Source organism: Mesorhizobium sp. M1322 (assembly GCF_040318085.1).
Classification (GTDB): Bacteria; Pseudomonadota; Alphaproteobacteria; order Rhizobiales; family Rhizobiaceae; genus Mesorhizobium.
Genome location: NZ_JAMYLP010000054.1, coordinates 1 through 21,302, shown reverse-complemented (window position 1 = coordinate 21,302; position 21,302 = coordinate 1). Strand labels below are relative to the sequence as shown.

The 21,302-nt window shown below is 60.6% G+C and carries 18 protein-coding genes and 1 pseudogene; 16 read left to right on the top strand and 3 right to left on the bottom strand.

Annotation, left to right across the window (positions count from 1 at the left end):
* The first annotated feature begins 140 nt into the window (after window positions 1-140).
* The 16 genes from NKH12_RS19415 to NKH12_RS19340 all read left to right on the top strand — a co-directional run bounded on the left by NKH12_RS19415 (window position 141) and on the right by NKH12_RS19340 (window position 16,926).
* Complete coding sequence (locus NKH12_RS19415; RefSeq protein WP_352954610.1) at window positions 141-1,244, top strand: NADH:flavin oxidoreductase/NADH oxidase; 1,104 nt, start codon at window positions 141-143, stop codon at window positions 1,242-1,244.
* A gap of 87 nt (window positions 1,245-1,331) precedes the next feature.
* Window positions 1,332-1,625, top strand: a complete 294-nt coding sequence (locus tag NKH12_RS19410; protein WP_123149945.1) for a DUF982 domain-containing protein — start codon at window positions 1,332-1,334, stop codon at window positions 1,623-1,625.
* A 31-nt stretch (window positions 1,626-1,656) separates the two neighbouring features.
* Window positions 1,657-1,896: a DUF2188 domain-containing protein gene (locus NKH12_RS19405; protein WP_077371423.1), complete on the top strand. Its 240-nt coding sequence runs from the start codon at window positions 1,657-1,659 to the stop codon at window positions 1,894-1,896.
* 290 nt (window positions 1,897-2,186) lie between these two features.
* The gene (locus tag NKH12_RS19400) at window positions 2,187-3,275 is read left to right on the top strand and encodes an ABC transporter ATP-binding protein (RefSeq protein ID WP_352954609.1); all 1,089 of its coding nucleotides are present in this window, start codon (window positions 2,187-2,189) and stop codon (window positions 3,273-3,275) included.
* A 35-nt stretch (window positions 3,276-3,310) separates the two neighbouring features.
* Window positions 3,311-4,636, top strand: a complete 1,326-nt coding sequence (locus NKH12_RS19395; RefSeq protein ID WP_352954608.1) for an ABC transporter substrate-binding protein — start codon at window positions 3,311-3,313, stop codon at window positions 4,634-4,636.
* A gap of 206 nt (window positions 4,637-4,842) precedes the next feature.
* Window positions 4,843-5,694, top strand: coding sequence for a carbohydrate ABC transporter permease (locus NKH12_RS19390; protein WP_370463494.1), 852 nt, complete (start codon window positions 4,843-4,845; stop codon window positions 5,692-5,694).
* 1 nt (window position 5,695) lies between these two features.
* Window positions 5,696-6,604, top strand: a complete 909-nt coding sequence (locus tag NKH12_RS19385; protein ID WP_352954607.1) for a carbohydrate ABC transporter permease — start codon at window positions 5,696-5,698, stop codon at window positions 6,602-6,604.
* Window positions 6,605-6,929: 325 nt separating this feature from the next.
* Window positions 6,930-7,673, top strand: a complete 744-nt coding sequence (locus NKH12_RS19380) for a competence/damage-inducible protein A (RefSeq protein ID WP_352954606.1) — start codon at window positions 6,930-6,932, stop codon at window positions 7,671-7,673.
* Window positions 7,674-7,744: 71 nt separating this feature from the next.
* Entirely contained in the window at window positions 7,745-8,578 is an 834-nt protein-coding gene (locus NKH12_RS19375; RefSeq protein WP_352954605.1) for a universal stress protein, read from the top strand.
* Between the two features lie 132 nt (window positions 8,579-8,710).
* On the top strand, window positions 8,711-9,211 hold the full coding sequence (gene gpt, locus NKH12_RS19370) for a xanthine phosphoribosyltransferase (protein WP_352954604.1): 501 nt from the start codon (window positions 8,711-8,713) through the stop codon (window positions 9,209-9,211).
* 217 nt (window positions 9,212-9,428) lie between these two features.
* Window positions 9,429-9,917: an NUDIX hydrolase gene (locus NKH12_RS19365; RefSeq protein ID WP_352954603.1), complete on the top strand. Its 489-nt coding sequence runs from the start codon at window positions 9,429-9,431 to the stop codon at window positions 9,915-9,917.
* Between the two features lie 705 nt (window positions 9,918-10,622).
* Complete coding sequence (locus NKH12_RS19360; RefSeq protein WP_352954602.1) at window positions 10,623-14,465, top strand: vitamin B12-dependent ribonucleotide reductase; 3,843 nt, start codon at window positions 10,623-10,625, stop codon at window positions 14,463-14,465.
* 20 nt (window positions 14,466-14,485) lie between these two features.
* Complete coding sequence (locus NKH12_RS19355; protein WP_352954601.1) at window positions 14,486-14,845, top strand: helix-turn-helix domain-containing protein; 360 nt, start codon at window positions 14,486-14,488, stop codon at window positions 14,843-14,845.
* Window positions 14,838-15,428, top strand: coding sequence for an ImmA/IrrE family metallo-endopeptidase (locus NKH12_RS19350; RefSeq protein WP_352954600.1), 591 nt, complete (start codon window positions 14,838-14,840; stop codon window positions 15,426-15,428). The genes NKH12_RS19355 and NKH12_RS19350 overlap by 8 nt, the downstream gene beginning before the upstream one ends.
* A gap of 592 nt (window positions 15,429-16,020) precedes the next feature.
* Entirely contained in the window at window positions 16,021-16,194 is a 174-nt protein-coding gene (locus tag NKH12_RS19345) for a hypothetical protein (RefSeq protein ID WP_352954599.1), read from the top strand.
* Between the two features lie 57 nt (window positions 16,195-16,251).
* Entirely contained in the window at window positions 16,252-16,926 is a 675-nt protein-coding gene (locus NKH12_RS19340; protein WP_352954598.1) for a hypothetical protein, read from the top strand.
* A 269-nt stretch (window positions 16,927-17,195) separates the two neighbouring features.
* Here the strand turns inward: NKH12_RS19340 and NKH12_RS19335 are convergent.
* The 3 genes and pseudogenes from NKH12_RS19335 to NKH12_RS19325 form a co-directional block, all read right to left on the bottom strand.
* Window positions 17,196-19,394: pseudogene (locus NKH12_RS19335) on the bottom strand (esterase-like activity of phytase family protein).
* Window positions 19,395-19,588: 194 nt separating this feature from the next.
* On the bottom strand, window positions 19,589-20,605 hold the full coding sequence (locus tag NKH12_RS19330) for a glycoside hydrolase family 25 protein (protein WP_352954597.1): 1,017 nt from the start codon (window positions 20,603-20,605) through the stop codon (window positions 19,589-19,591).
* A 175-nt stretch (window positions 20,606-20,780) separates the two neighbouring features.
* Window positions 20,781-20,996: a hypothetical protein gene (locus tag NKH12_RS19325; protein ID WP_127206675.1), complete on the bottom strand. Its 216-nt coding sequence runs from the start codon at window positions 20,994-20,996 to the stop codon at window positions 20,781-20,783.
* Window positions 20,997-21,302: the final 306 nt, after the last annotated feature.

Below are 21,302 nucleotides of genomic sequence, written 5' to 3'. Positions count from 1 at the left end.
GCCGGCGCGAGCCGTAACCGCGAACCGGTATTTGCGCAATCCCGACAGCAACTGGTCCAGAGGCGCGCTTCACCGCCTCGTGTATGGCGCAGGCGCAATCCATTGCCTAAATAGCGACAGCCCCTCCCCGGAGTTTTCTGATGACCACATCCCTCTTCCATCCGATCACGCTTGACGGCCTCACCTTTCCCAACCGCATTGCGGTGGCGCCTATGTGCCAGTATTCCGCCGATGACGGTTCCGCCAGCGACTGGCACCTGTACCACTGGATGAACCTGGCGATGTCCGGCGCCGGCATGGTCACCGTCGAGATGACCGACGTCGAGCGGCGCGGCCGCATCTCGGATGGCTGCCTCGGCCTTTATTCCGACGACAACGAGGCGGCCGCCCGGCGCGCGCTGGATGCCGCCAAGCGCGTCGCCGCTCCTGGCACCAAGTTCGGCACGCAGCTTGCCCATGCCGGCCGCAAGGCCTCCAACCAGAAACCTTGGGAAGGCGGCGGGCCGCTCGGTGCCGATCAGGATCCGTGGCCGATCGTGTCCGCCTCGGCAATCGCCTACGACACGGGCTGGCAGGTGCCGCGGGCGTTGGAGGACGAGGAGATCCTGCAAATCATCGAGCGCTTCGTCGAGGCGGCAAGGCGGGCCGAGCGCGCCGGCTTCGATTTCATCGAATTGCACGCAGCACACGGCTATCTGATCTTCCAATTCCTGTCGCCGCTTTCCAACCAGCGCACCGACCGCTGGGGCGGCTCGCTGGAGAACCGCATGCGTTTTGTCGTCGAGATCGCCAAGTCGGTGAGGAAGGCAGTGCCCAAGCTGATGCTTGGAGCGCGCCTGTCGGTCGAGGAATGGGTCGATGGCGGCTTCGATGTCGAGGACGCGATCGAAGTGGCCAAGGCGCTGAAGGCAGCTGATGTCGCCTATCTCTGCTGCTCGAGCGGCGGCAATTCGCCCCTGCAGAAGCTGCCGACAGGTCGGGGCTACCAGGTGCATCTAGCGGAAGCGGTCCGCAACGGCGCCGGCATCCCGACGCGGGCCGTCGGCCTGATCGACGACCCGAAGCAGGCCGAGGCGATCGTCGCCGAGGGCCGTGCCGACATGGTGGCTCTGGCCCGCGCCTTCCTCGCCGATCCGCGCTGGGCGTGGCGCGCCGCAGCCACCTTCGGCGAGACGATCCACCCGGCGCCGCAGCTTGCCCGCTCGGTGACGACGATGCAGCACTGGATGAAGGCGGCGGGCTGACCGCCCGTTTCCATGGCTGCGACCCCAATAGCCGCAGCCTTTACGCGGAGGGCGTGCAACCAAATCGGCCGCCCCGCGTTGGCGGCGATGATGGACAACAAGCCTTTCGAAAAGCCAGTCGTGGTCGAACTCGGGCATGTCGGCAAATACCGTGAGATCCGCAGCACCCAGGAAGCGGCGGAGTGCCTGATGACCGTCTGGCCGCTCAATCGTGGTCCTCGGCATCGCGATGCTCTCGACACTTGCCTAAAAGTGCTGGAAGGTTATCGTTCGACAGCGGATGCGCGCCGGGCATTGGTCGAAGCCGCAAAGGAATCGGACGTGCTGGTTCCCGACGAGAGATTGCCCCAAGGCAAACTGCCCCAAGGCAAACTGCATTGAGCAGACTAAGCTTTTTCCACCGGAGGATTTCATGGCGAAGCTGACCTACAAGATCGTCGAGCATGACGGGGGTTGGGCCTATAAGGTCGGCGAGACATTTTCGGAGACGTTCCCTACTCACGAGGACGCGCTGCGCGCCGCCGAGATAGCTTCGGCCGAACAGCAGGTCGCCGGCACCACGGACGGCATCCAGTACGAGGACGCCGACGGTAAATGGCACGACGAGCTCGCCGACGGCCGGGACCGGCCGCAAACCGAAGTTTCCGACTAGGCAGGCGTCGTTGCTGATGGCTTTTCGCATCTCTGGTTTTAAGAGCTGGGGCTTGACAAAGCATCCCCCTGCTATGATCCCGGACATGGCGACTTTCAGTCCGTGCCGGGGACGCCCACAATCACGAGCAACAAAGAAGAGTGCTTGCGGCGCAGCCGCTTTACAGGCAGGCTTGGTAGCGCTACCGTTTCATCATCGCGCGTGACCAGGGAGGAGCTTGGGAGCTACCGCGGCCAGTTAAGAAGCGGTTGCCTTCGAAGACGTCGCAGGAAGCATTCGGGAGGAAATCGATGGCGTCTGTCGCGATTGGCGATGTCTACAAATCATTCGGAACCGTCGAAATTCTCCACGGTGTCAGCGTCGATATAGACGACGGCGAATTCGTTACGCTGGTCGGGCCGTCGGGCTGCGGAAAATCGACCCTTCTCAGGATGATCGCCGGCCTGGAAAAGATTTCGCGCGGCCAGATCGCGATTGGCGACCGTGTCGTCAACAATGTTGCGCCAAAAGAACGCGACGTCGCCATGGTCTTCCAGAACTATGCGCTCTACCCGCACATGACCGTCGCCGAGAACATGGCGTTCTCGCTCATGCTCAAGGGTGTTTCGAAAGCCGAAAGCGCTGCCAGCGTTAAGCGCGCCGCCGAAATCCTGGGGCTGGTGCCATTGCTGGAGCGCTATCCCAGGCAGCTTTCCGGCGGCCAGCGCCAGCGCGTCGCCATGGGCCGGGCGATCGTGCGCGATCCGGCGGTCTTCCTGTTCGACGAGCCGCTGTCCAACCTCGACGCCAAGCTCAGGGTGCAGATGCGCGCCGAGATCAAGGAACTGCACCAGCGGCTGAAGACCACGACGGTCTATGTCACCCACGACCAGATCGAGGCGATGACCATGGCCGACAAGATCGTCGTCATGCATGACGGCCTCGTCGAGCAGATCGGGCCGCCGCTCGAACTCTACGACCGGCCGAACAATCTCTTCGTCGCCAGCTTTATCGGCTCGCCCGCCATGAACATGCTGAGGGGCGAAATCGCAACCGATAGCGGCTCACCGTCCTTTCGAGGCTCCGGGGGGATTTCAATCCCATTGGCTGAAGCACCTACCATCGGCAATGGCGATCCGGTGGTGCTGGGAATACGGCCAGAGCATCTGCAGCTGTCCGGCGGCCAAGGTATTCCGGTCACCGTCGCGGTGGTCGAGCCGACCGGATCGGAAGTGCAGCTCATCGGCCGGACGGCCGGCGGCGAAGAGATCGTCGCCAATTTCCGCGAGCGCCATTCCTTCACGCCGGGCGAGACCGTCCGGCTCACGGCCGAGCCGGGCCTCATCCATCTCTTTCATGGCGAAACCGGGCAGCGCTTCGAAATGCGCGCCCGGCAGTAAGAACACCGCGTGGAAATAAACAGGAGGAGACGAGCATGAAATTCACCAGACGTGACGTGATCCGCACGACCGCCGGCGTGGCGGCGGGAGCCTTGGGGAGCCGTTTCGTCGGCTCTTCCGCCTTTGCCCAGGAGGGGTTGACCTATAAGCCCGAGGACGGCGCGAAGCTGCGGATGCTGCGCTGGTCGCCATTCGTGCAGGGCGATGAGGATCAATGGCTGGCCAATACCAAGCGGTTCACCGAGGCGACAGGCGTCGAGGTCCGTGTCGACAAGGAAAGCTGGGAGGACATTCGCCCCAAGGCGGCGGTCGCCGCCAATGTCGGCTCCGGTCCAGATCTCATGTTGGTCTGGTTCGACGACCCGCATCAATATCCAGACAAGCTGCATGACGTGTCGGAACTGGGTGAGTATCTCGGCACGAAATACGGCGGCTGGCACGACGGACCAAAGCAGTATGCGACGCGCGAGGGAAAATTCCTCGGCCTGCCGCTGGCCACCATTGGCAATGCCATTGTCTATCGGGAAAGCTGGGTGAAGGAGGCTGGCTTCTCGGAATTTCCGAAGGACACGGCGGGCTTCCTTGAGCTTTGTAAGGCCTTACAGGCGAAGGGCCATCCGGCCGGTTTCACACACGGCCATGGCGTCGGCGACGGCAACAACTATGCTCACTGGCTGCTTTGGAGCCATGGCGGCCAGATGGTCGACGAGAGCGGAAAGGTGACGATCAACAGCCCCGAGACGCTCAAGGCGATCGAATACGCGCAGGAACTTTACAAGACCTTCATCCCCGGCACCGAAAGCTGGCTCGACGTGAACAACAACCGCGCCTTCCTGGCCGGCGAACTGGGCGTCATCGCAAACGGCATTTCCGTGTATAACACGGCCAAGACCAACAAGGACAATGATCCGAAACTGGCTGAAATCGCCAAGGACATGCGCACGACCAGCCTGCCGATCGGTCCCGTCGGGAAATCGGTCGAGCTGTTCCAGGTGACCACGGCCGTGATCTTCGACTACACGCCTTACCCCAACGCAGCCAAGGCCTATCTGCAGTTCATGTTCGAGGAACAGCAAATGGCGGAGTGGATCACCTCCTCGGCCGGCTACTGCTGCCAGACACTCAAAGCCTTCGACAACAATCCGGTGTGGACGGCCGACCCGAACAATGCCGCCTATGCCAAGGCCTCGGCGACGCTGCGTCCCAACGGCTATGCCGGGCCGCTCGGCTATGCCTCGGCGGCGACCATGGCCGATTATGTCCTGGTCGATATGTTTGCCAAGGCCGTGACGGGCCAGGCCACGCCGCAGGAGGCGATGGAAGAGGCGGAGAAACGCGCCAACCGGTACTATCGCGTTTGATCACAGCCGAGCCGGGCAGCCGCGACCGCGCTGCCCGGTCTGGTTCCTGAAATCGTGTGGCGGCCACTCAGGCCACCATGCCAGCAGACATTATGAGGAGCCGTCCTATGGCCGTGTCGTCCGCTGCCGTTCAGCCGCGTCCGTCGATCCTGTCGCGGAGCCTGTCGCTCCTGGCCGACAGCCGGAACGCGCTTGGCTTCGGCTTCATGCTGCCGGCGGCAGCGCTGCTGCTGGTCTTCCTCACCTATCCGTTGGGGCTCGGCATCTGGCTCGGCTTCACCGATGCCCGCATCGGCCGCCCAGGTATCTTCATAGGCATCGAAAACTACCAATATCTGTCGGATGACGCCGTCTTCTGGCTCTCCGTATTCAACACCTTGCTCTACACGATAAGTGCCTCGATCCTGAAGTTCGCGCTCGGCCTCTGGCTGGCGCTTATCCTCAATCAGAACCTTCCCTTCAAATCGTTCTTCCGCGCGATCGTCCTGCTACCGTGGGTGGTGCCGACGGTGCTGTCGGCCATCGCCTTCTGGTGGATATACGACTCGCAGTTCTCCATCCTGTCCTGGGCGCTTATGGAAATGGGCCTGATCGACCATCGCATCAATTTCCTCGGCGATCCGGAGAACGCGCGCGCTTCGGTGATCGCGGCCAATGTCTGGCGCGGCATTCCGTTCGTCGCCATCACGCTGCTAGCCGGCTTGCAGACGATTCCGCAGTCGCTTTACGAGGCCGCCACGCTCGACGGCGCCAGCCGCTGGCAATTGTTCCGTTTTGTGACGCTGCCGCTACTGACGCCGATCATCGCCATCACCATGACGTTTTCGGTGCTGTTCACCTTCACCGATTTCCAGCTGATCTATGTGCTGACCCGCGGCGGACCGGTCAATGCCACCCATTTGATGGCGACATTGTCGTTTCAGCGCGGCATTTCGGGAGGTCAGCTTGGCGAGGGCGCCGCCATCGCGGTCGCCATGATCCCGTTCCTGCTTGCGGCGATCCTGTTCAGCTATTTCGGCCTGCAACGCCGCAAATGGCAGCAGGGCGGCGGAGACTGACATGGCTGTGATCAAGAGGGCCACGACCAAAAAAACGAAACGTCCGGAACTCGACGAAGGCGGCATGGGCTACCTTCAGAGGCTGCCGCGGCGCGTGGTGACGGTCTATCTGCCGTTGCTGGTGTTCGTCATCGTGCTGTTGTTCCCGTTCTACTGGATGACGATCACGGCGATTAAGCCCAATCACGAGATGACCGACTACGCCAATTTCAATCCGTTCTGGGTCGTGCAGCCGACATTCGAGCACATCCGCTATCTCTTGTTCGACACGTCCTATCCGGGCTGGCTGCTCAACACGATCATCATCTCGACCGCCGCCACGTTCCTGTCGCTGCTGGCTGCGGTGTTCGCGGCCTATGCGATCGAACGGCTGAGGTTTTCGGGGGCGCGGCAGGTCGGGCTCGCGATCTTCCTCGCCTATCTCGTGCCGCCGTCGATCCTGTTCATCCCGCTGTCGGTGATGGTGTTCAACCTTGGGCTTTACGACACGCCCTTCGCGCTCATTCTTACTTACCCGACCTTCCTGATCCCGTTCTGCACCTGGCTGCTGATGGGTTACTTCCGCTCCATCCCGTTCGAACTGGAAGAATGCGCGCTCATCGACGGGGCGAGCCGGTGGCAGATCCTCACCAAGATCGTGCTGCCGCTGTCGGTGCCCGGCCTGATTTCCGCCGGCATATTCGCATTCACCCTGTCATGGAACGAATTCATCTATGCGCTGACGTTCATCCAGTCGTCCGAAAACAAGACTGTACCGGTCGGGGTGCTTACGGAGCTTGTCCGTTCCGACGTCTATGAGTGGGGAGCGCTGATGGCCGGAGCCCTGATCGGCTCGCTGCCGGTGGTCGTGCTTTATTCCTTCTTCGTCGAGCACTACGTTTCCTCGATGACCGGTGCGGTGAAGGAATAGCGCCCTGCCGCAGTCGGCGCTCGACCGGCCAATTGTCGAAGTCGGCGCCGCCCCTCATCCGCCTGCCGGCACCTTCTCCCCGTATAGTGACGGGAGAAGGGGCTGGCCGCAACCTCGGCACCCCCTTCTGCAACGCTGGAGATTGGCGAAATCCTTTGCGAAGGCATCTTTCTCCCCGTCACTATACGGGGAGAAATGCCCGGCAGGGCAATGAGGGGCGGCGCCGACCTGATGCGATTGCTCTGCTGCAGCAGCGTTATCAATACGGGCATTGCCGCCAACCATCCGCCGCGTTATCTCAACTGACCTTTTGCCGGAGCCTTCCATGTCCGAAATCGTCACCACCGCCATGCTCGTCATCGGCGACGAGATTCTGTCCGGCCGCACCAAGGACAGGAATATCGGCCACCTCGCCGACATCATGACGGCGATCGGCATCGACCTGAAGGAGGTGCGCATCGTTGCCGACGAGGAAGACGAGATCGTCGCCGCAGTGAATGCCCTGCGCACCCGCTACACCTATGTCTTCACGACCGGCGGCATCGGCCCCACACATGACGACATCACCGCGGATGCGATTGCCAAGGCCTTCGGCGTGCCCTGCGAATACGACGCCAAGGCCTATGCCATGCTGGAAGCGAGCTACGCCGCGCGCGGCATCGAATATACCGGGGCGCGCAAGCGCATGGCGCGGATGCCGCGCGGTGCCGACCATATCGACAATCCTGTGTCCATCGCGCCCGGCTTCCGCATCGGCAACGTCCATGTCATGGCCGGCGTGCCGGCGATTTTTCAGGCCATGCTCGACAATGTGGTGCCGACGCTGAAGGCCGGCACCAAAATGCTGTCGGCCACGGTGCACTGTCCGTTCGGCGAAGGCCTGGTCGGCGGACCGTTGGGCGAGATCCAGAAGGCGCATCCGGCTACGATCATCGGGTCCTACCCAAAATATGGCGACGGCAAGTTCTGGACGGAGTTGGTTGTCCGTGCCCGCAACCAGGAAGCGCTGGACGCCGCCCGCGCCGATGTCGAAGCGATGGTCGCAGGCCTTGCCAGCGCGGCGACCTGATCCAGGCCGGAACCAAGCATGGTGCTGTAACGTTTCATGCGAGTTTCGATCGCGTAAATTGAGGGGTTACCATGCGATTCAAGACCATCGTCGCCATACTGCAGAACGAACAGGACGCGGAGCGCGTGCTCGAATGCGCCATTCCGCTTGCCGACAGGTTCCAGAGCCATCTCATCGGCATTCATGCCGAAGCGCTTCCCGTCCCCTACACCTCGGCCACCGGCTTTCCCGACACCGAGTTCCTGCAGGTTTCGGCCGACATGAACAAGGAGCGCGCCGAAAAATTGCGGACGGTTTTCCTCAGGCATATCGAGGATTCCGGCCTGTCCTTCGAGTGGCGCAGCCTCGAGAGCTTTTCCGGAGACAGCGCGCTGACCGGCATCCCAACCGTTCGCACCGCGGACTTGATCATCGCAGCGCAGCGCGAATCTGGCGGCGATCCGAGCGCCGATGTCGACACGCTGGTCTACGACGCCGGCCGGCCGGTGCTGGTCGTGCCGCACTCAGGCCCGCTCATCACCAGCTTCAAGCACGTGCTGCTCGCCTGGAACGGCAGCAAGGAAGCCGCGCGCGCCGCCTTTGATGCCCTGCCCTTCATCATAGAGGCCGAGAAGACTGATATTGTCGTCATTGACCCGCCGGATACGCTCGACGAGGCTCCGGAGGCGGCCGGCGCCGAAATCGCCGCCGCCCTGTCCAGGCATGGCGCCACCGTCAGCGTCTCGGTGCTGCAATCGGGCGGCCACTCGGTCGACGAGGTGATCCAGACCAGGGTCGCCGAAACCGGCGCCGACCTGCTCGTGCTCGGCGCCTACAGCCATTCCTGGCTGCGCCAGCTGCTGTTCGGCGGGGTCACCCGCACGGTGCTGCGCACCCTGCCCGTGGCAGCTTTCCTGTCACGGTAAGTCCACAAGGACTAAGTCCACAGGGATCGCCTGCCGCCGCCCTTGCCAAGGCCAAGGCTTTCCAGTTAATTCCGCGCGCATTCCTTCAAGTGTCTGCGCGCGTTTTTCGCGCGCTGCGGAGTGCGCACAAAAATGTCCCTTCCCGAAAAGGCCTTTCCTGTTTCCTGGGATCAGTTCCACCGCGACGCGCGTGCGCTCGCCTGGCGGCTTGCCGGCGCCAACAAAGGCCAATGGAAAGCGATCGTCTGCATCACGCGCGGCGGCCTGGTTCCGGCCGCCATCATCTCGCGTGAACTCGGCATCCGGGTCATCGAGACGGTTTGCGTCGCCTCCTATCACGACTACACCAGCCAAGGGCAGCTGCAGGTGCTGAAGGAGGTCACGCCGGCACTGCTTGCCGATGACGGCGCCGGCGTGCTGATCATCGACGACCTTACCGACACCGGCAAGACCGCGGGCATCGTGCGCGCCATGATGCCCAGGGCGCATTTCGCCACCGTCTACGCCAAGCCGAAAGGCAGGCCGCTGGTCGACACTTTCGTCACCGAGGTCAGCCAGGACACCTGGATCTATTTTCCGTGGGATATGGGCTTCACCTACCAGAAGCCGATCGCCGACGACCACGCCGGCTGATTCGCGGTAATCGCTTTTTCTCCCGGAACATGCCGGCGAGCATTGCTTGCCGGCGAGCACTTCTTGAAAGAGTGCCGCGGCGCACGATATTTCCTGAATCGACGCCTCTTGGCGTGGTTAACCAGTGCGTATGAGGTTTTTTACTTTTATTGCCCATGATTAGCCGTAAGATTCACGAGACGGCAGATGATTCTGGAGGCTGGGGCAAGCTTCTCCGATGTTGACGACGCCAGCAACGAACAACCATTTGGCCGAAAGGGTCCAGCGGCTCTTCGGCACAGCGCCGTGCCGCCTGCAGGTTGCAGCATTGCCCTGGCGCGATACCAAGCATGGCATCGAGATCATGCTTATCACCAGCCGCGACACCGGCCGCTGGGTGCTTCCCAAGGGCTGGCCTGAGGCCAAGGAACTGCTTTGCGAAGCGGCGGCGCGCGAGGCCGGCGAGGAAGCCGGACTGCGCGGGACGATCTCCCACCACGAAGCCGGCCGCTACTTCTATGCCAAGGTATTGGCTTCCGGCGAGGAAGTGCCTTGCGAAGTCCTGGTGTTTCCACTGCAGGTCGACAAGATCGCCGACCGGTGGAAGGAAAAGCGGTCGCGCACCCGCAAATGGGTCAGCCCCGCCGAGGCGGTGCGCATGGTCAACGAGCCGGACCTTTGCCAGATCATCGCCTATTTCTGTGCCGACCCGCACCAGTTCTCCTGAGCAAGACTAGGCTCACCGGCCAAACCCGCGCACCTGCTGCGCATCACCCGACGATGTTCTTTGGCGAACAGAATCGATTGGCCACTCCAGCTTTGGGATGCGTTGTCGCGGCCGATTGCCTACGCGTAGACAAATCGAAATCCCCTAGGCCACTTCTATCCCCGTTATCCACATATGTGACACACAAGATGTTGGGGTCACAAAAGCGGCACAAACGAATCCTTGACGGCGCAAAACGAGTCGCCTTTTATAGGCCATGCGCTCCTGTTGAGAGTGCGACCGGAAAGTTCTGAGCCCGGTCTTTTTCCCGGATTATGTGCGTTTTGGCCGCATTTCCGCCTGTTTACGAGGCCGGCGGAAGCGTTGGGGTTGTGGGGTCTTTGGGATGAAAGGGAAAAATGTCGGACTGGAATAAATTGTCTGTTAATACTATATTTAGTGTTTGCAGGTAGGTTCGACGCTAGATAGTGTGAGCTTCCCTCGATTGAGGGACTCGAAAAAACTTCAGATTTGAGGGACCCGCAGGGGTTCGCCAACGCGTTGGACAGGTGCTTCGCAAGGAGTTTGACCAGCAGGGCGGCGGAGGCTGTGGAAAAGGGGCCGGCCGTTTTTAAGGCCGGCAGGCGGCGGACATGCGCGTTTCGCCAAGGGGGCAGAAATCCCCTGGGAAAAGCGCTATATATAGACAAGCAAGGGATAGGGCCAATGCGCATCGAGCGTCGTTTCACCAAGCAGGGGCTGGCAGGGCAAGAAGGGGCGGCTTATGCGGAGATCGAATTCCGCAAGGCACTTTCGGAGATCAAGAATCCGGATGGCTCGGTGGTGTTCCGCTTGGACAATATCGACGTACCGGCGCAGTTCAGCCAGGTTGCTGCCGACATCCTAGCGCAGAAATATTTCCGCAAGGCCGGCGTGCCGGCACGGCTGAAGAAGGTCGAGGAGAATGACGTCCCCTCCTTCCTGTGGCGCTCCGTTGCCGACGAGGCCGAACTGGCAAAACTGCCCGAGGCCGAGCGCTACGGCTCCGAGATCGACGCCCGCCAGGTCTTCGACCGCCTCGCCGGCACCTGGACCTATTGGGGCTGGAAGGGCGGCTACTTCAAATCGGAGGAAGATGCGCGCGCCTTCCGCGACGAGCTCGCCTATATGCTGGCCACACAGCGCGTCGCGCCGAACTCGCCGCAATGGTTCAACACCGGCCTGCATTGGGCCTATGGCATCGACGGCCCGAGCCAGGGCCACTTCTATGTCGACCCGTTCACCGGCAAGCTGACCAAGTCGAAATCTTCCTATGAGCATCCGCAGCCGCATGCCTGCTTCATCCAGGGCGTGCAGGACGATCTCGTCAACGAAGGCGGCATCATGGACCTGTGGGTGCGTGAAGCGCGCCTGTTCAAATACGGCTCCGGCACCGGCTCCAACTTCTCGTTCCTGCGCGGCGAAGGCGAAAAACTGTCCGGCGGCGGCCGCTCGTCGGGCCTGATGAGCTTCCTCAAGATCGGCGACCGCGCGGCGGGCGCCATCAAGTCGGGCGGCACGACGCGCCGCGCCGCAAAGATGGTCATCGTCGACGCCGACCATCCCGATATCGAGGAGTTCATCGACTGGAAGGTCAATGAGGAGCAGAAGGTCGCCTCGCTGGTCACCGGCTCCAAGATCGTGAAGAAGCACCTCGAAGCGATCATGAAGGCCTGCATCAACTGCGAAGGCCAGGACGACGATTGCTTCGATCCGGCGATCAACACCGCGCTGAAGCGCGAGATCAAGGCGGCCAAGAAGGACGGGGTGCCGGAGAACTACATCTACCGCGTCATCCAGTTCGCCAAGCAGGGCTACACCTCGATGTCGTTCAAGACCTACGACACCGACTGGGATTCAGACGCCTACCTCACCGTTTCGGGCCAGAACTCCAACAATTCGGTCTCGCTGAAGGACGATTTCCTGCGCGCCGTCGAAGAGGATGCCGACTGGCACCTCACCGCCCGCAAGGACGGCAAGGTGCTGAAGACGCTGAAGGCCAGGGATTTGTGGGAAAAGATCGGCTATGCCGCCTGGGCGTCGGCCGATCCGGGCCTGCACTTCAACACGACGATGAATGACTGGCACACCTGCGCCTCGGCCGGTGCGATCCGGGCGTCCAACCCGTGCTCGGAATACATGTTCCTCGACGACACGGCCTGCAACCTGGCCTCGATCAACCTGCTCCCCTACCGTAACGCCGACGGCACCATCGACATATCAGCCTACGAGCACACGGTGCGGCTGTGGACCATGGTGCTCGAAATTTCCGTGATGATGGCGCAGTTCCCGTCGAAGGAGATCGCCAAGCTCTCCTACGAATACCGCACGCTCGGCCTCGGCTACGCCAATATTGGCGGCTTGCTGATGACCTCGGGCATTCCCTATGATTCCGACGAGGGCCGCGCTATCTGCGCAGCACTCACCGCAATCATGACCGGCACGGCCTATGCCACCTCGGCCGAAATGGCCGCCGAGCTCGGCGCTTTCCCCGACTACGACCGCAATGCGCAGAACATGCTGCGCGTCATGCGCAACCATCGCCGTGCGGCCTATGGCGACAAGGATGGCTACGAAAAACTCGCCGTCAACCCGGTGCCGCTGGTCGCCTCCGACCTGAAGCAGCCCGAGCTTGCCGCCCATGCCAAGGCTGCCTGGGACCGCGCCATCGAGCTCGGCGAAGAGCATGGCTACCGCAACGCGCAGGCGACCGTGATCGCGCCGACCGGCACGATCGGCCTCGTCATGGATTGCGACACCACCGGCATCGAGCCCGACTTCGCGCTGGTGAAGTTCAAGAAGCTGGCCGGTGGCGGCTATTTCAAGATCATCAACCGCGCCGTCCCGGAAGCGCTGCGCACGCTCGGCTATTCGGAAAGCCAGATCGCCGAGATCGAGGCCTATGCGGTTGGCCACGGCAATCTGAACCAGGCGCCCGCCGTCAATCCCGGCTCGCTCAGGGCAAAAGGCTTTACGGACGACAAGATCGCGGCGCTTAACGCAGCGTTGAAATCGGCCTTCGACATCAAGTTCGTCTTCAACCAGTGGACGCTGGGTGCGGACTGGGTGAAGGAGACGTTTGGCTTCACCGACGAGCAGCTCAACGATTTCTCGTTTGAGATGCTGCCGGCGCTTGGCTTCTCGAAGAAGGACATCGAGGCCGCCAACATCCATGTCTGCGGTGCAATGACCCTTGAGGGAGCACCATTTCTGAAAGACCAGCATTTGCCCGTGTTCGACTGCGCCAGCCCGTGCGGCAAGATCGGCAAGCGCTCGCTGTCGATCAACAGCCACATCCAGATGATGGCGGCCGCCCAGCCCTTCATCTCCGGCGCCATTTCCAAGACCATCAACATGCCGAACGACGCGACGGTGGAAGACGCCAAGGGCGCCTACATGCTGTCGTGGAAGCTGGCGCTGAAGGCCAACGCGCTCTATCGCGACGGCTCGAAGCTCTCCCAGCCGCTCAACGCCTCGCTGCTTGCCAACGTCGAAGACGACGAGGACGATGCGGTCGAACAGCTGATCGCGGCGCCGGCGGCGGCACGCGCGGCACAGATCACCGAGCGGATCGTCGAGCGCATCATCGAGCGCGTCTCGCGCGAGCAGGAGAAGCTGCCGTCTCGCCGCAAGGGCTACACCCAGAAGGCCAAGATCGGCGGTAATACACTCTTTCTGCGCACCGGCGAATATGACGATGGCCGTCTCGGCGAGATATTCATCGACATGAACAAGGAAGGCGCGACGTTGCGCGGCCTTCTCAACAACTTCGCCATCGCCATCTCGCTCGGCCTGCAATATGGCGTACCGCTCGAAGAATATGTGCACGCATTCACTCATACTAAATTCGAGCCAGCCGGCATGGTGCAGGGCAACGACGCGATCAAAAATGCAACCTCAATTCTCGACTATGTATTCCGCGAACTCGCGGTTTCCTATCTGGGTCGTCACGACCTCGCCCATGTCGACCAATCGGATTTCGACAACACCGCACTTGGTCGAGGCATAACTGAGGGCAAGGCAACGCCGTTCTCAAAGGGATTAACTCGCGGCGCACCCTTAACGGTGGTTTCGGGCAAGGGCAGTCTTGCCAGTCTAAACCCTAGGGGCTCCTTAGACTCCGGCTTCGATAGGGATAGATCGCCAAGCGATCAATCAGTGCGCGCATCGACCGTTGCCCAGGTCAATTCCAAGCTTCGACTCTACTCGACGTCGTCTGTAGGCGGGCTTGCGCTAAAGCGCGAGCTTGATGAGGAGCCTAGCGCCTATAAGCGCGAATACGAGGAGCGATCTAAGGAGTTTGCTGAGGAAATAGAAGCCCACCAAGTATCATCAACGGACAACTTATTTACTGATTCTGCTCAACGAGAAGCATCCGAGGCTAAAGCGCTTGAGGTATCCCGTAGGAGACAATCGATTATACAGGGCTATACCGGCAACATGTGCTCCGAATGCCAAAACTTCACAATGGTCCGCAATGGTAATTGCGAAAAGTGCGACACTTGTGGCTCTACAAGTGGTTGCAGCTGACCTTAATTGGGAGACTAGATATGTCCCACCATGTGCTAGTAACGTTTGGTCAAATTTCTCGCAATTTGCGCATTAAGAAAGGCTATACAATGGCCGATCAAGCTAAAGCGCTCAACTGCGAGCCAAGCGATATCTCTAGCTATGAGACAGGAACGAAGACTCCGAGCAACCCCTATATTCAGTCCTTTATCGAATGGATAGAAGCAGATTTTCTATCTCACCAAAACCTGATTAAGTCACTCAACAACGCGACGAACGTTGTAAGCATAAATAGTTCACACCAAGGAAAATCTAGGCGTCTCTATCGGAAATTGAACACACTTACGCCGCAGCAGATACGCTCGCTTCGTATCGAAGTTGAGGGGAAAGCAGATGCTTGATGACCACATTGTAGCCGCTCTTCGTAATGAAGAGATTGACGAAGTTGCATATGCGTGGCGAGAGACGCTTGGCATAGAGCCCTTTGCTCGAGTTGTTGAGGTTGTTCACCTCATCGAGAATGTCCTGCCACAGCTTCAGCCCAACTTCTCTTTGGTCGTGGAGAAATCCTCGAACCTCGACAATGTGGAGGCTTACACAGAATTCCAGCCACCTAAAATCGTGGTCCGGCAGAATGTCTATCTTGCAGCTTTGAAATACGACGGCCGAGCACGTTGGACGTTCGCGCATGAATTCGGACATCTAGTGCTCCATGACACTGCCGTGCCGCTGCATCGAGCGCCTGAAAAGTATCGCAATATGGACTCCATTCCTGCGTATGTAAGCGCCGAAAAGCAGGCGGACAAATTCGCAGCGGCACTGTTGATGCCTGCCTGGATTGTCGATGAATTTAAGACAGCTGAAGAATTGAGCTTTGCGTGCAAGGTCTCGCTAAAGGCAGCACAGATACAGATGAGTCGCCATGGCGATAGGCGGACCAAGGAGCTTCCCGAAGCAGTAAGGAGATACCTCAAGCGATCCTAAAGCCTATCGGTTTTTGCTAGCTCGGCCAAGCGCCCAAGCCGTAGGCTGCGGCGCCATCATTGTATTTCTCGGTCTACCGTTGGCCGCAGTCGCCAGACTGAGTGATTTCACTCCGCGTCGGCTACGTCTGACCATCCGCCGACCTAGTTGCGCCAGAGATGATTCAGGCTTTCAAATAGCCGACAAATGCAATCGGCTTTAAAGAAAATGCCTGTGGATAACCAAGGTTCTCCACGACTTTCGCATCGGGGACATTGACTAGTCCCAGCGCATAGATATGGTACCAACAAGATTGTGCGCGCATATATATAGACGTGGAGGTGAATAGCAGTCAAAGCATCGATTCGTCAACAACCCCCTGTGGATAACCGCGTGACCACGCAAACGACGAACCGTAGCGGAGTCTCAGAGGGCTAAGAAAAAGGCGGCGCAATTTCTCGCACCGCCCTTCGTGAACAGCCGAGGCGGACCCGCCGCCCTTGCAGCTCACTCGCTCGCTAAAGCGTGGGCATGCTGTTCTCGTGATCAACGGATGTCAAGCGCGCCTAAAAGCGCAAGGCATCGAGTGATGCGGGAGAAAGGAGCAAAGAGCATGGCCACCAACCCACCGAAGGGTGACGGTCACCGGAATGGCGCAGTGCGCGACCGGTCCCAGACCTACAATCCCGAGAATGATCGCTGGACTAAGCGGGATACCGATACCGGCAAGTTCATGGATCAAAAGGCTGATAACAAGCCTTTTAAAGGCGTGCGGAAAGAAAAGTAATCTGAGAGGCCACCCTAGGGTGGCCTCTTTGTTCGCACATTTTCTTGGAGATTGTTGATGTCGCTAAAGAAGATACATCTGCGGAAACTACTCACGCTCATGTTTGCCGAGGACTCGAAGAGGGTCTCGATGCTTCGAGCCGATATTCGCGATGGGCTTCGCAAACAGGCTGGAGCGAAAAGTGAAGGCGGCGATTTTCACGTGCCTTTCTGGCATGACGCAAAGGGTCACGTGAACGGAGAGAAAGATCTTTGGGTCGCCGTAGCCGGGCGTATCGCCACTAACAAAGGGCGCGAACGCTTGTACCCCAACTTAAGAGATGGATTTCTTGATTGGTGGGACAACAAGCGACGGTGGACAAATGAAGCGTCCAGGTCGGAATTGCTTGCGGTCAAAGGTGCGATCGAGTTGCCTGAGCTAGAGTGCACAGTCAAAGTAGAGAACCTGTTGGCTTTGGCAATTGGGGACTCGAAGAATCGCATTATCTACCCGTACTTCTCGGAAGAACCTCCGCTGAGCATAGATGGCGCAAGGCTTGGACTTTGGGCGATTATCTCGTCTGTAAGCAAATACCCTCCTGACGAATTCAGGATAATCGATGTGATACGTGGCCAATCTTTTGCCACGTCTGACATTGTGTTCAATGGTCAAGAGAAAGCTGAATTCATCAGACGGTATGGAGCACTTCTGGTGACGTGGGAAAAGCTCTGGGAACAATATGAACCCGCTTAGTGGAAGACTGCCGGTCTTGATCTAGCCCCAGAGAAGGAAAGGGCTGCCACGTGCGACAGAGTCGGAATATCCGGTAGAACAGCCATAGACCTTCTTTGACGGATGCGCCGCCACCGACATGCTGGCCACTATACTTCACGGAAACCACTGCGTTGCCGCCAACGAAAACAGCCGCAGCGAAGATGCCCGGCTGCTGATGTCCATCAGGGGCGAAGCGGCGCTGCCGGTGCGGCCGATCCGCTTCGCGGATCGACCCTCGCTTCAGGGGCTCAGTTCACGGCGCTGATGTTGCCCAGGCGGAGAAACAGCGTTTCGCCGGAAGAATCATCGACGCCGTCATTGTCGGTGGCGACGAAGATGTCGCCGTTCTTGTCGATGGTGAAACCTTCGACCTTGTCGACGACATAGCCGTTGGTGGCTGATTTCAGGTCGCCGATGATGTCGCGCACCAGCGTCTTTTCGACCAACGGCAGTTCGCCGCCGAGTTTGGCCGGTTTGAAGGCATCGAGCGCCACCGAATAGACGCGCTTCACCTTGGCAAGGTCGCCGATCTGGTTGTCGCGTTCGAGTATGTAGAGCTTGCCTTCATGCGTGGTGATCTCCGACAGGCCCATCCAGCCAGCTTCGGTCGCTTCGAGCGGGTAGCGCACCGCCGACCATTCCTTGGCCTTCGGCTTGTAGGCCAAAAGCTTGACCTGGCCCTTCGGATCGTCGGCCCATTCGCGCTGCATTGCCATCACCAGCGTCAGGTCGTCGCCCTCGCCGATGGTGGTGATGCCTTCGAGACCGAAGCGGGTCTGGTGGGCGAGCAATTCCATCGGGAAGCCGATTTCCTGCTTGATCTCGCCCTTGTCGTCGACGCGCAGGATGGCGTGCGGGACGAGCTTTGCCGGATCGCCTTCATTGGCCAGCCAGAAGCCGCCTTCACCGTCGGCGACAAGGCCTTCGATGTCGAGCTTCTGCGCAGGATGGCCGCCACGCGTGACGATGGTCTTGCCGGTGATCAGCGCCGGGGTCTGCGTGGCATCGATCTCGAAGATCGAGGGCGCGTTGGCGTAGAACGAATCCGAGGTCGCTAACAGCTTGCCGGCAGCGTCGCCGGCCGCGAGCGCCGAAAGCGCACCCCAGCCGAGCGGCGCGCCGTCTGCCGTGAGCTTTGCCGTGATCATCGGGTAAGCGGCGGGACCCTCGGAGCGCTCGTAGATCATGACATGCGAGCGGGCGAGCCCGTCCTCGACCAGGTCGGCCTCGTTGGCGGTGACCAGGAGATTGCGCGACGGGATCGCGACCAGGCCTTCCGGAGCGATGCCGGAGGGCAGGATCTGGACGAACTGAGGTTCCGCACCGGTGTCCTTGTAGACGCCGACAACGGAGCCGCGCTCCGAGGCGACGAAAATCAGTCTGTCTTCGCCGAACGCGCCGGTCTCGAGACCTTCCGGTTCGACGCCCTTCTTGTTGCGGTCGTCGGGATAATGGCCGGCATTGGCAACCTAGTACTCGAAGGACGGGCCGGATTCGTAGACGACCTCGCCCTTCTTGCTGAAGATCGTGAAACCGCGCGAGCCGCCCTTATAGTCGCCTTCGTTGGCGACGACGAGACGGTCATTGTCGAGCCATTTCACTGCGTCGGGTTCGCGGGCGACGTTTTCCATTTTGCCATCGAAGGACAAGGCGCCGTTCTTCTTGGTGTCGATCTTGTCCAGCGTGACGGAACCTGCGGAGAAGTGCGTGACGATCGCGCCGGTTTCGGCGTTGACGATGGCGATGTGATTGTTTTCCTGCAGCGTGACCGCAATCTCGCCGGCCTCGTTGAAGGCGACGAATTCCGGCTCGGGATCGTCGCCCGCGACTTCGGCAATGCCCGCCAGGTTCACGGTCTTCATCGTCGCGCAGTCAGGCTGGCCTTCGGCAAGCGTGAAAATCTTGAGGTCGCCCGCCGGCATCTGCGGAATTTCTCCGTCGTTCAGATCCTCGTCGCGCTCGTTCTCGATGGCGATGGCGAGGAACTTGCCGTCCTTACTCAGCGCCAGCGAGTCCGGCTGGCCACCGAGGTCGCAGGTGCTTTCAATCGCCTTGGAGGCAAGGTCGATGACCGTGAGGTTGCCCGAAGGCTTGGCCTTGCTCTCCGATGTGTTGACGCCGGCCAGCACCTTGCCGCTAATGATCACAACCGAGGTCGGCTCGCCGTCGATCTTGACGATGCCGCCGGCCTTGGGCGACTTGGGATCGGCGATGTCGACGAAGCCGACCGCACCGAGCGGGCTGTCGGAATAGACCAGCGTCATGCCGTCTTCGGTGGCCGTGATGATTTCGGACGAAGTCGGCGTGGTCTTCTCGACGTCCGCCGGGAGGTTTCCGGCGACCGCGAAGCTCGCGACCCGGTTGAACATCATGTCGGCGTGGGCCGGCAGCGAAACGGAGGCAGCAAGCGCTGCCGTCAGGACGAAAAGCGCGGAATGGCGGGGCACGGGTGGCGTCTCCTGTTGGAATGGAAGCCACTTGCTTTGGCGGAGCGACATTTCAAAGCGATGACGGATCCATGACAATTCCGCGACAGTCGGTCAGGGTTCCTCAATATTCACGCCAATGCCTGCAAATGGTGGCTTTCTGCGGCCGCGATCAGTGCCGCAGGCGCGAGCGGCAGGATGCTCCAGCCGGCCCCCTACTCCGCCTCAGCCACCATCTGCCGCCCGCCTACCCAGTTCCGCCAGGCTCTCTCGTCACCATGGAAGACGTTGAGGTCGATGCGGCCCCTCACCGCGTGCGACAGGCCGGAGCCGGAATACTGCCAGAACACCCATTTGCGGCCGGGATAGACCTTTGACGGGTGCTGTGCGACCGCGCGCAGCCAGAACGGATAATCGGGGAAAGCGCCTCTGAGATTGTCGCGGTAGAAATCGGGTGCGGTGTAGATGATGGGCCGCTGGCCGTAGTGCCGCTCCAGCTTGTCCATGAACACCTGCATCTTTTCCAGCACCTTTTGCCGCGACGGCCGCCGCTTGCAGCTGGATTCGCCGTTCCACTCGACATCGATCACCGGCGGCAAGGCGCCCTCGACCCTCGGCACGTTGCGGATGAACCAGTCGGCCTGCTCGCCGGCGGTGCGGCACCAGTAGAAGAAATGGTATGCGCCGCGCTTGAGGCCGGCAGCGTCGGCATTGCGCCAGTTCTTCTTGAACATCGGGTCGAGATGATCGCCGCCGTCGGTCGCCTTGATGTAGGCGAAGTTCGCGCCCTGCGCGCGCAGCTTGTCCCAGTTCACGTTGCCCTGCCAGCGCGAGACGTCGACGCCGTGAACGGCGAGGTGCCTGGGCGAGGCCTTGCCGAAATTGATCGGCTTGGCGTCACGAAAACGATAGCGCTGGACCGGCTCGGCGAGGATCGGTGCTGCCCGTGCCAGCCGCTTCGGCGCCACCAGGGCAATCGGCTCGGCGGGTGGTTCGATGCGCTCCACAGGCTCTGGAGGAGCCATCGCCACGGCTTGGTCCATCGCCTCTTCCTGAGCGAAGGCGGGTGCGGCATCGGCGGCACCGACCGACGCGACCGGCGCGGGCGGCCGCACAACCGAGCTGGTCGTCTCGCTGGACGGCACTTGCAGCGCGTCGACGCCGGACGTGGATGTGCAGCCGGCAAGGCACAGCGCTGCGATCGAGAAGATAACGACGCCTGGTAACCGCATCTGGACCTGTACGCAAAACACAACAGACCGATGGCAAGACGACGCCGCCGGACAACCAGTCCAGATTACTAACGAGAAATTACCAACAAAGTTTGAATCAAATTGTTTGGGGCCTCTTCATCGAAGCGTCCGCGGGACAGCGCGAAAGGCGGCTGACCCAGCCAAGCACCTCTGCCTAGCTGCACAGCCATAGCTTGTGGCAGGTCTCGGCTACCATGTGGGCTGGCGGTACAAAGCGATCGGGGTTGACCGGCGCATCATCCTCCGCCCGGCGAACCTTTTCTTCAAGCAGCGTGCGAAGCGCCGCCGGCTGCACGCGATCACGTTCCATCACGAGCTTGATCATCGGATCGCTCAAAAGCTCATCCAGGGTGTTGATTCTGTCGTTCATCCGTCGCCTCCTCGACCGCCGACCCGCAACCAATAGATAGGCTGCAATGATGGCTCGCCAATGACGCTTTGCCGGCTATCTCGTGTCCCGGATGAAAAAATTTGGGCACGCCCTGTGCTTTCCTTCTCCCCCTGTTGGAGAAGGTGGCCGAGCGAAGCGAGGTCGGATGAGGGGTGCTCCAGCTTGGCACCGACCGCACTCCGTCCAACACCCCCTTGTGTCTCTCGAATCATGCACAATCGGGTTGGCGGGTGACCCGGGTCATGACCGGATCACCCGCTGCGGCGGAAGCCCGTACACCCCTTG

Coding starts and splice junctions, on each gene's coding strand:
- NKH12_RS19415 (WP_352954610.1), top strand. CDS start 141: ATGACCACATCCCTCTTCCATCCGATCACGCTTGACGGCCTCACCTTT.
- NKH12_RS19410 (WP_123149945.1), top strand. CDS start 1,332: ATGATGGACAACAAGCCTTTCGAAAAGCCAGTCGTGGTCGAACTCGGG.
- NKH12_RS19405 (WP_077371423.1), top strand. CDS start 1,657: ATGGCGAAGCTGACCTACAAGATCGTCGAGCATGACGGGGGTTGGGCC.
- NKH12_RS19400 (WP_352954609.1), top strand. CDS start 2,187: ATGGCGTCTGTCGCGATTGGCGATGTCTACAAATCATTCGGAACCGTC.
- NKH12_RS19395 (WP_352954608.1), top strand. CDS start 3,311: ATGAAATTCACCAGACGTGACGTGATCCGCACGACCGCCGGCGTGGCG.
- NKH12_RS19390 (WP_370463494.1), top strand. CDS start 4,843: ATGCTGCCGGCGGCAGCGCTGCTGCTGGTCTTCCTCACCTATCCGTTG.
- NKH12_RS19385 (WP_352954607.1), top strand. CDS start 5,696: ATGGCTGTGATCAAGAGGGCCACGACCAAAAAAACGAAACGTCCGGAA.
- NKH12_RS19380 (WP_352954606.1), top strand. CDS start 6,930: ATGTCCGAAATCGTCACCACCGCCATGCTCGTCATCGGCGACGAGATT.
- NKH12_RS19375 (WP_352954605.1), top strand. CDS start 7,745: ATGCGATTCAAGACCATCGTCGCCATACTGCAGAACGAACAGGACGCG.
- gpt (WP_352954604.1), top strand. CDS start 8,711: ATGTCCCTTCCCGAAAAGGCCTTTCCTGTTTCCTGGGATCAGTTCCAC.
- NKH12_RS19365 (WP_352954603.1), top strand. CDS start 9,429: ATGTTGACGACGCCAGCAACGAACAACCATTTGGCCGAAAGGGTCCAG.
- NKH12_RS19360 (WP_352954602.1), top strand. CDS start 10,623: ATGCGCATCGAGCGTCGTTTCACCAAGCAGGGGCTGGCAGGGCAAGAA.
- NKH12_RS19355 (WP_352954601.1), top strand. CDS start 14,486: ATGTCCCACCATGTGCTAGTAACGTTTGGTCAAATTTCTCGCAATTTG.
- NKH12_RS19350 (WP_352954600.1), top strand. CDS start 14,838: ATGCTTGATGACCACATTGTAGCCGCTCTTCGTAATGAAGAGATTGAC.
- NKH12_RS19345 (WP_352954599.1), top strand. CDS start 16,021: ATGGCCACCAACCCACCGAAGGGTGACGGTCACCGGAATGGCGCAGTG.
- NKH12_RS19340 (WP_352954598.1), top strand. CDS start 16,252: ATGTCGCTAAAGAAGATACATCTGCGGAAACTACTCACGCTCATGTTT.
- NKH12_RS19330 (WP_352954597.1), bottom strand. CDS start 20,605: ATGCGGTTACCAGGCGTCGTTATCTTCTCGATCGCAGCGCTGTGCCTT.
- NKH12_RS19325 (WP_127206675.1), bottom strand. CDS start 20,996: ATGAACGACAGAATCAACACCCTGGATGAGCTTTTGAGCGATCCGATG.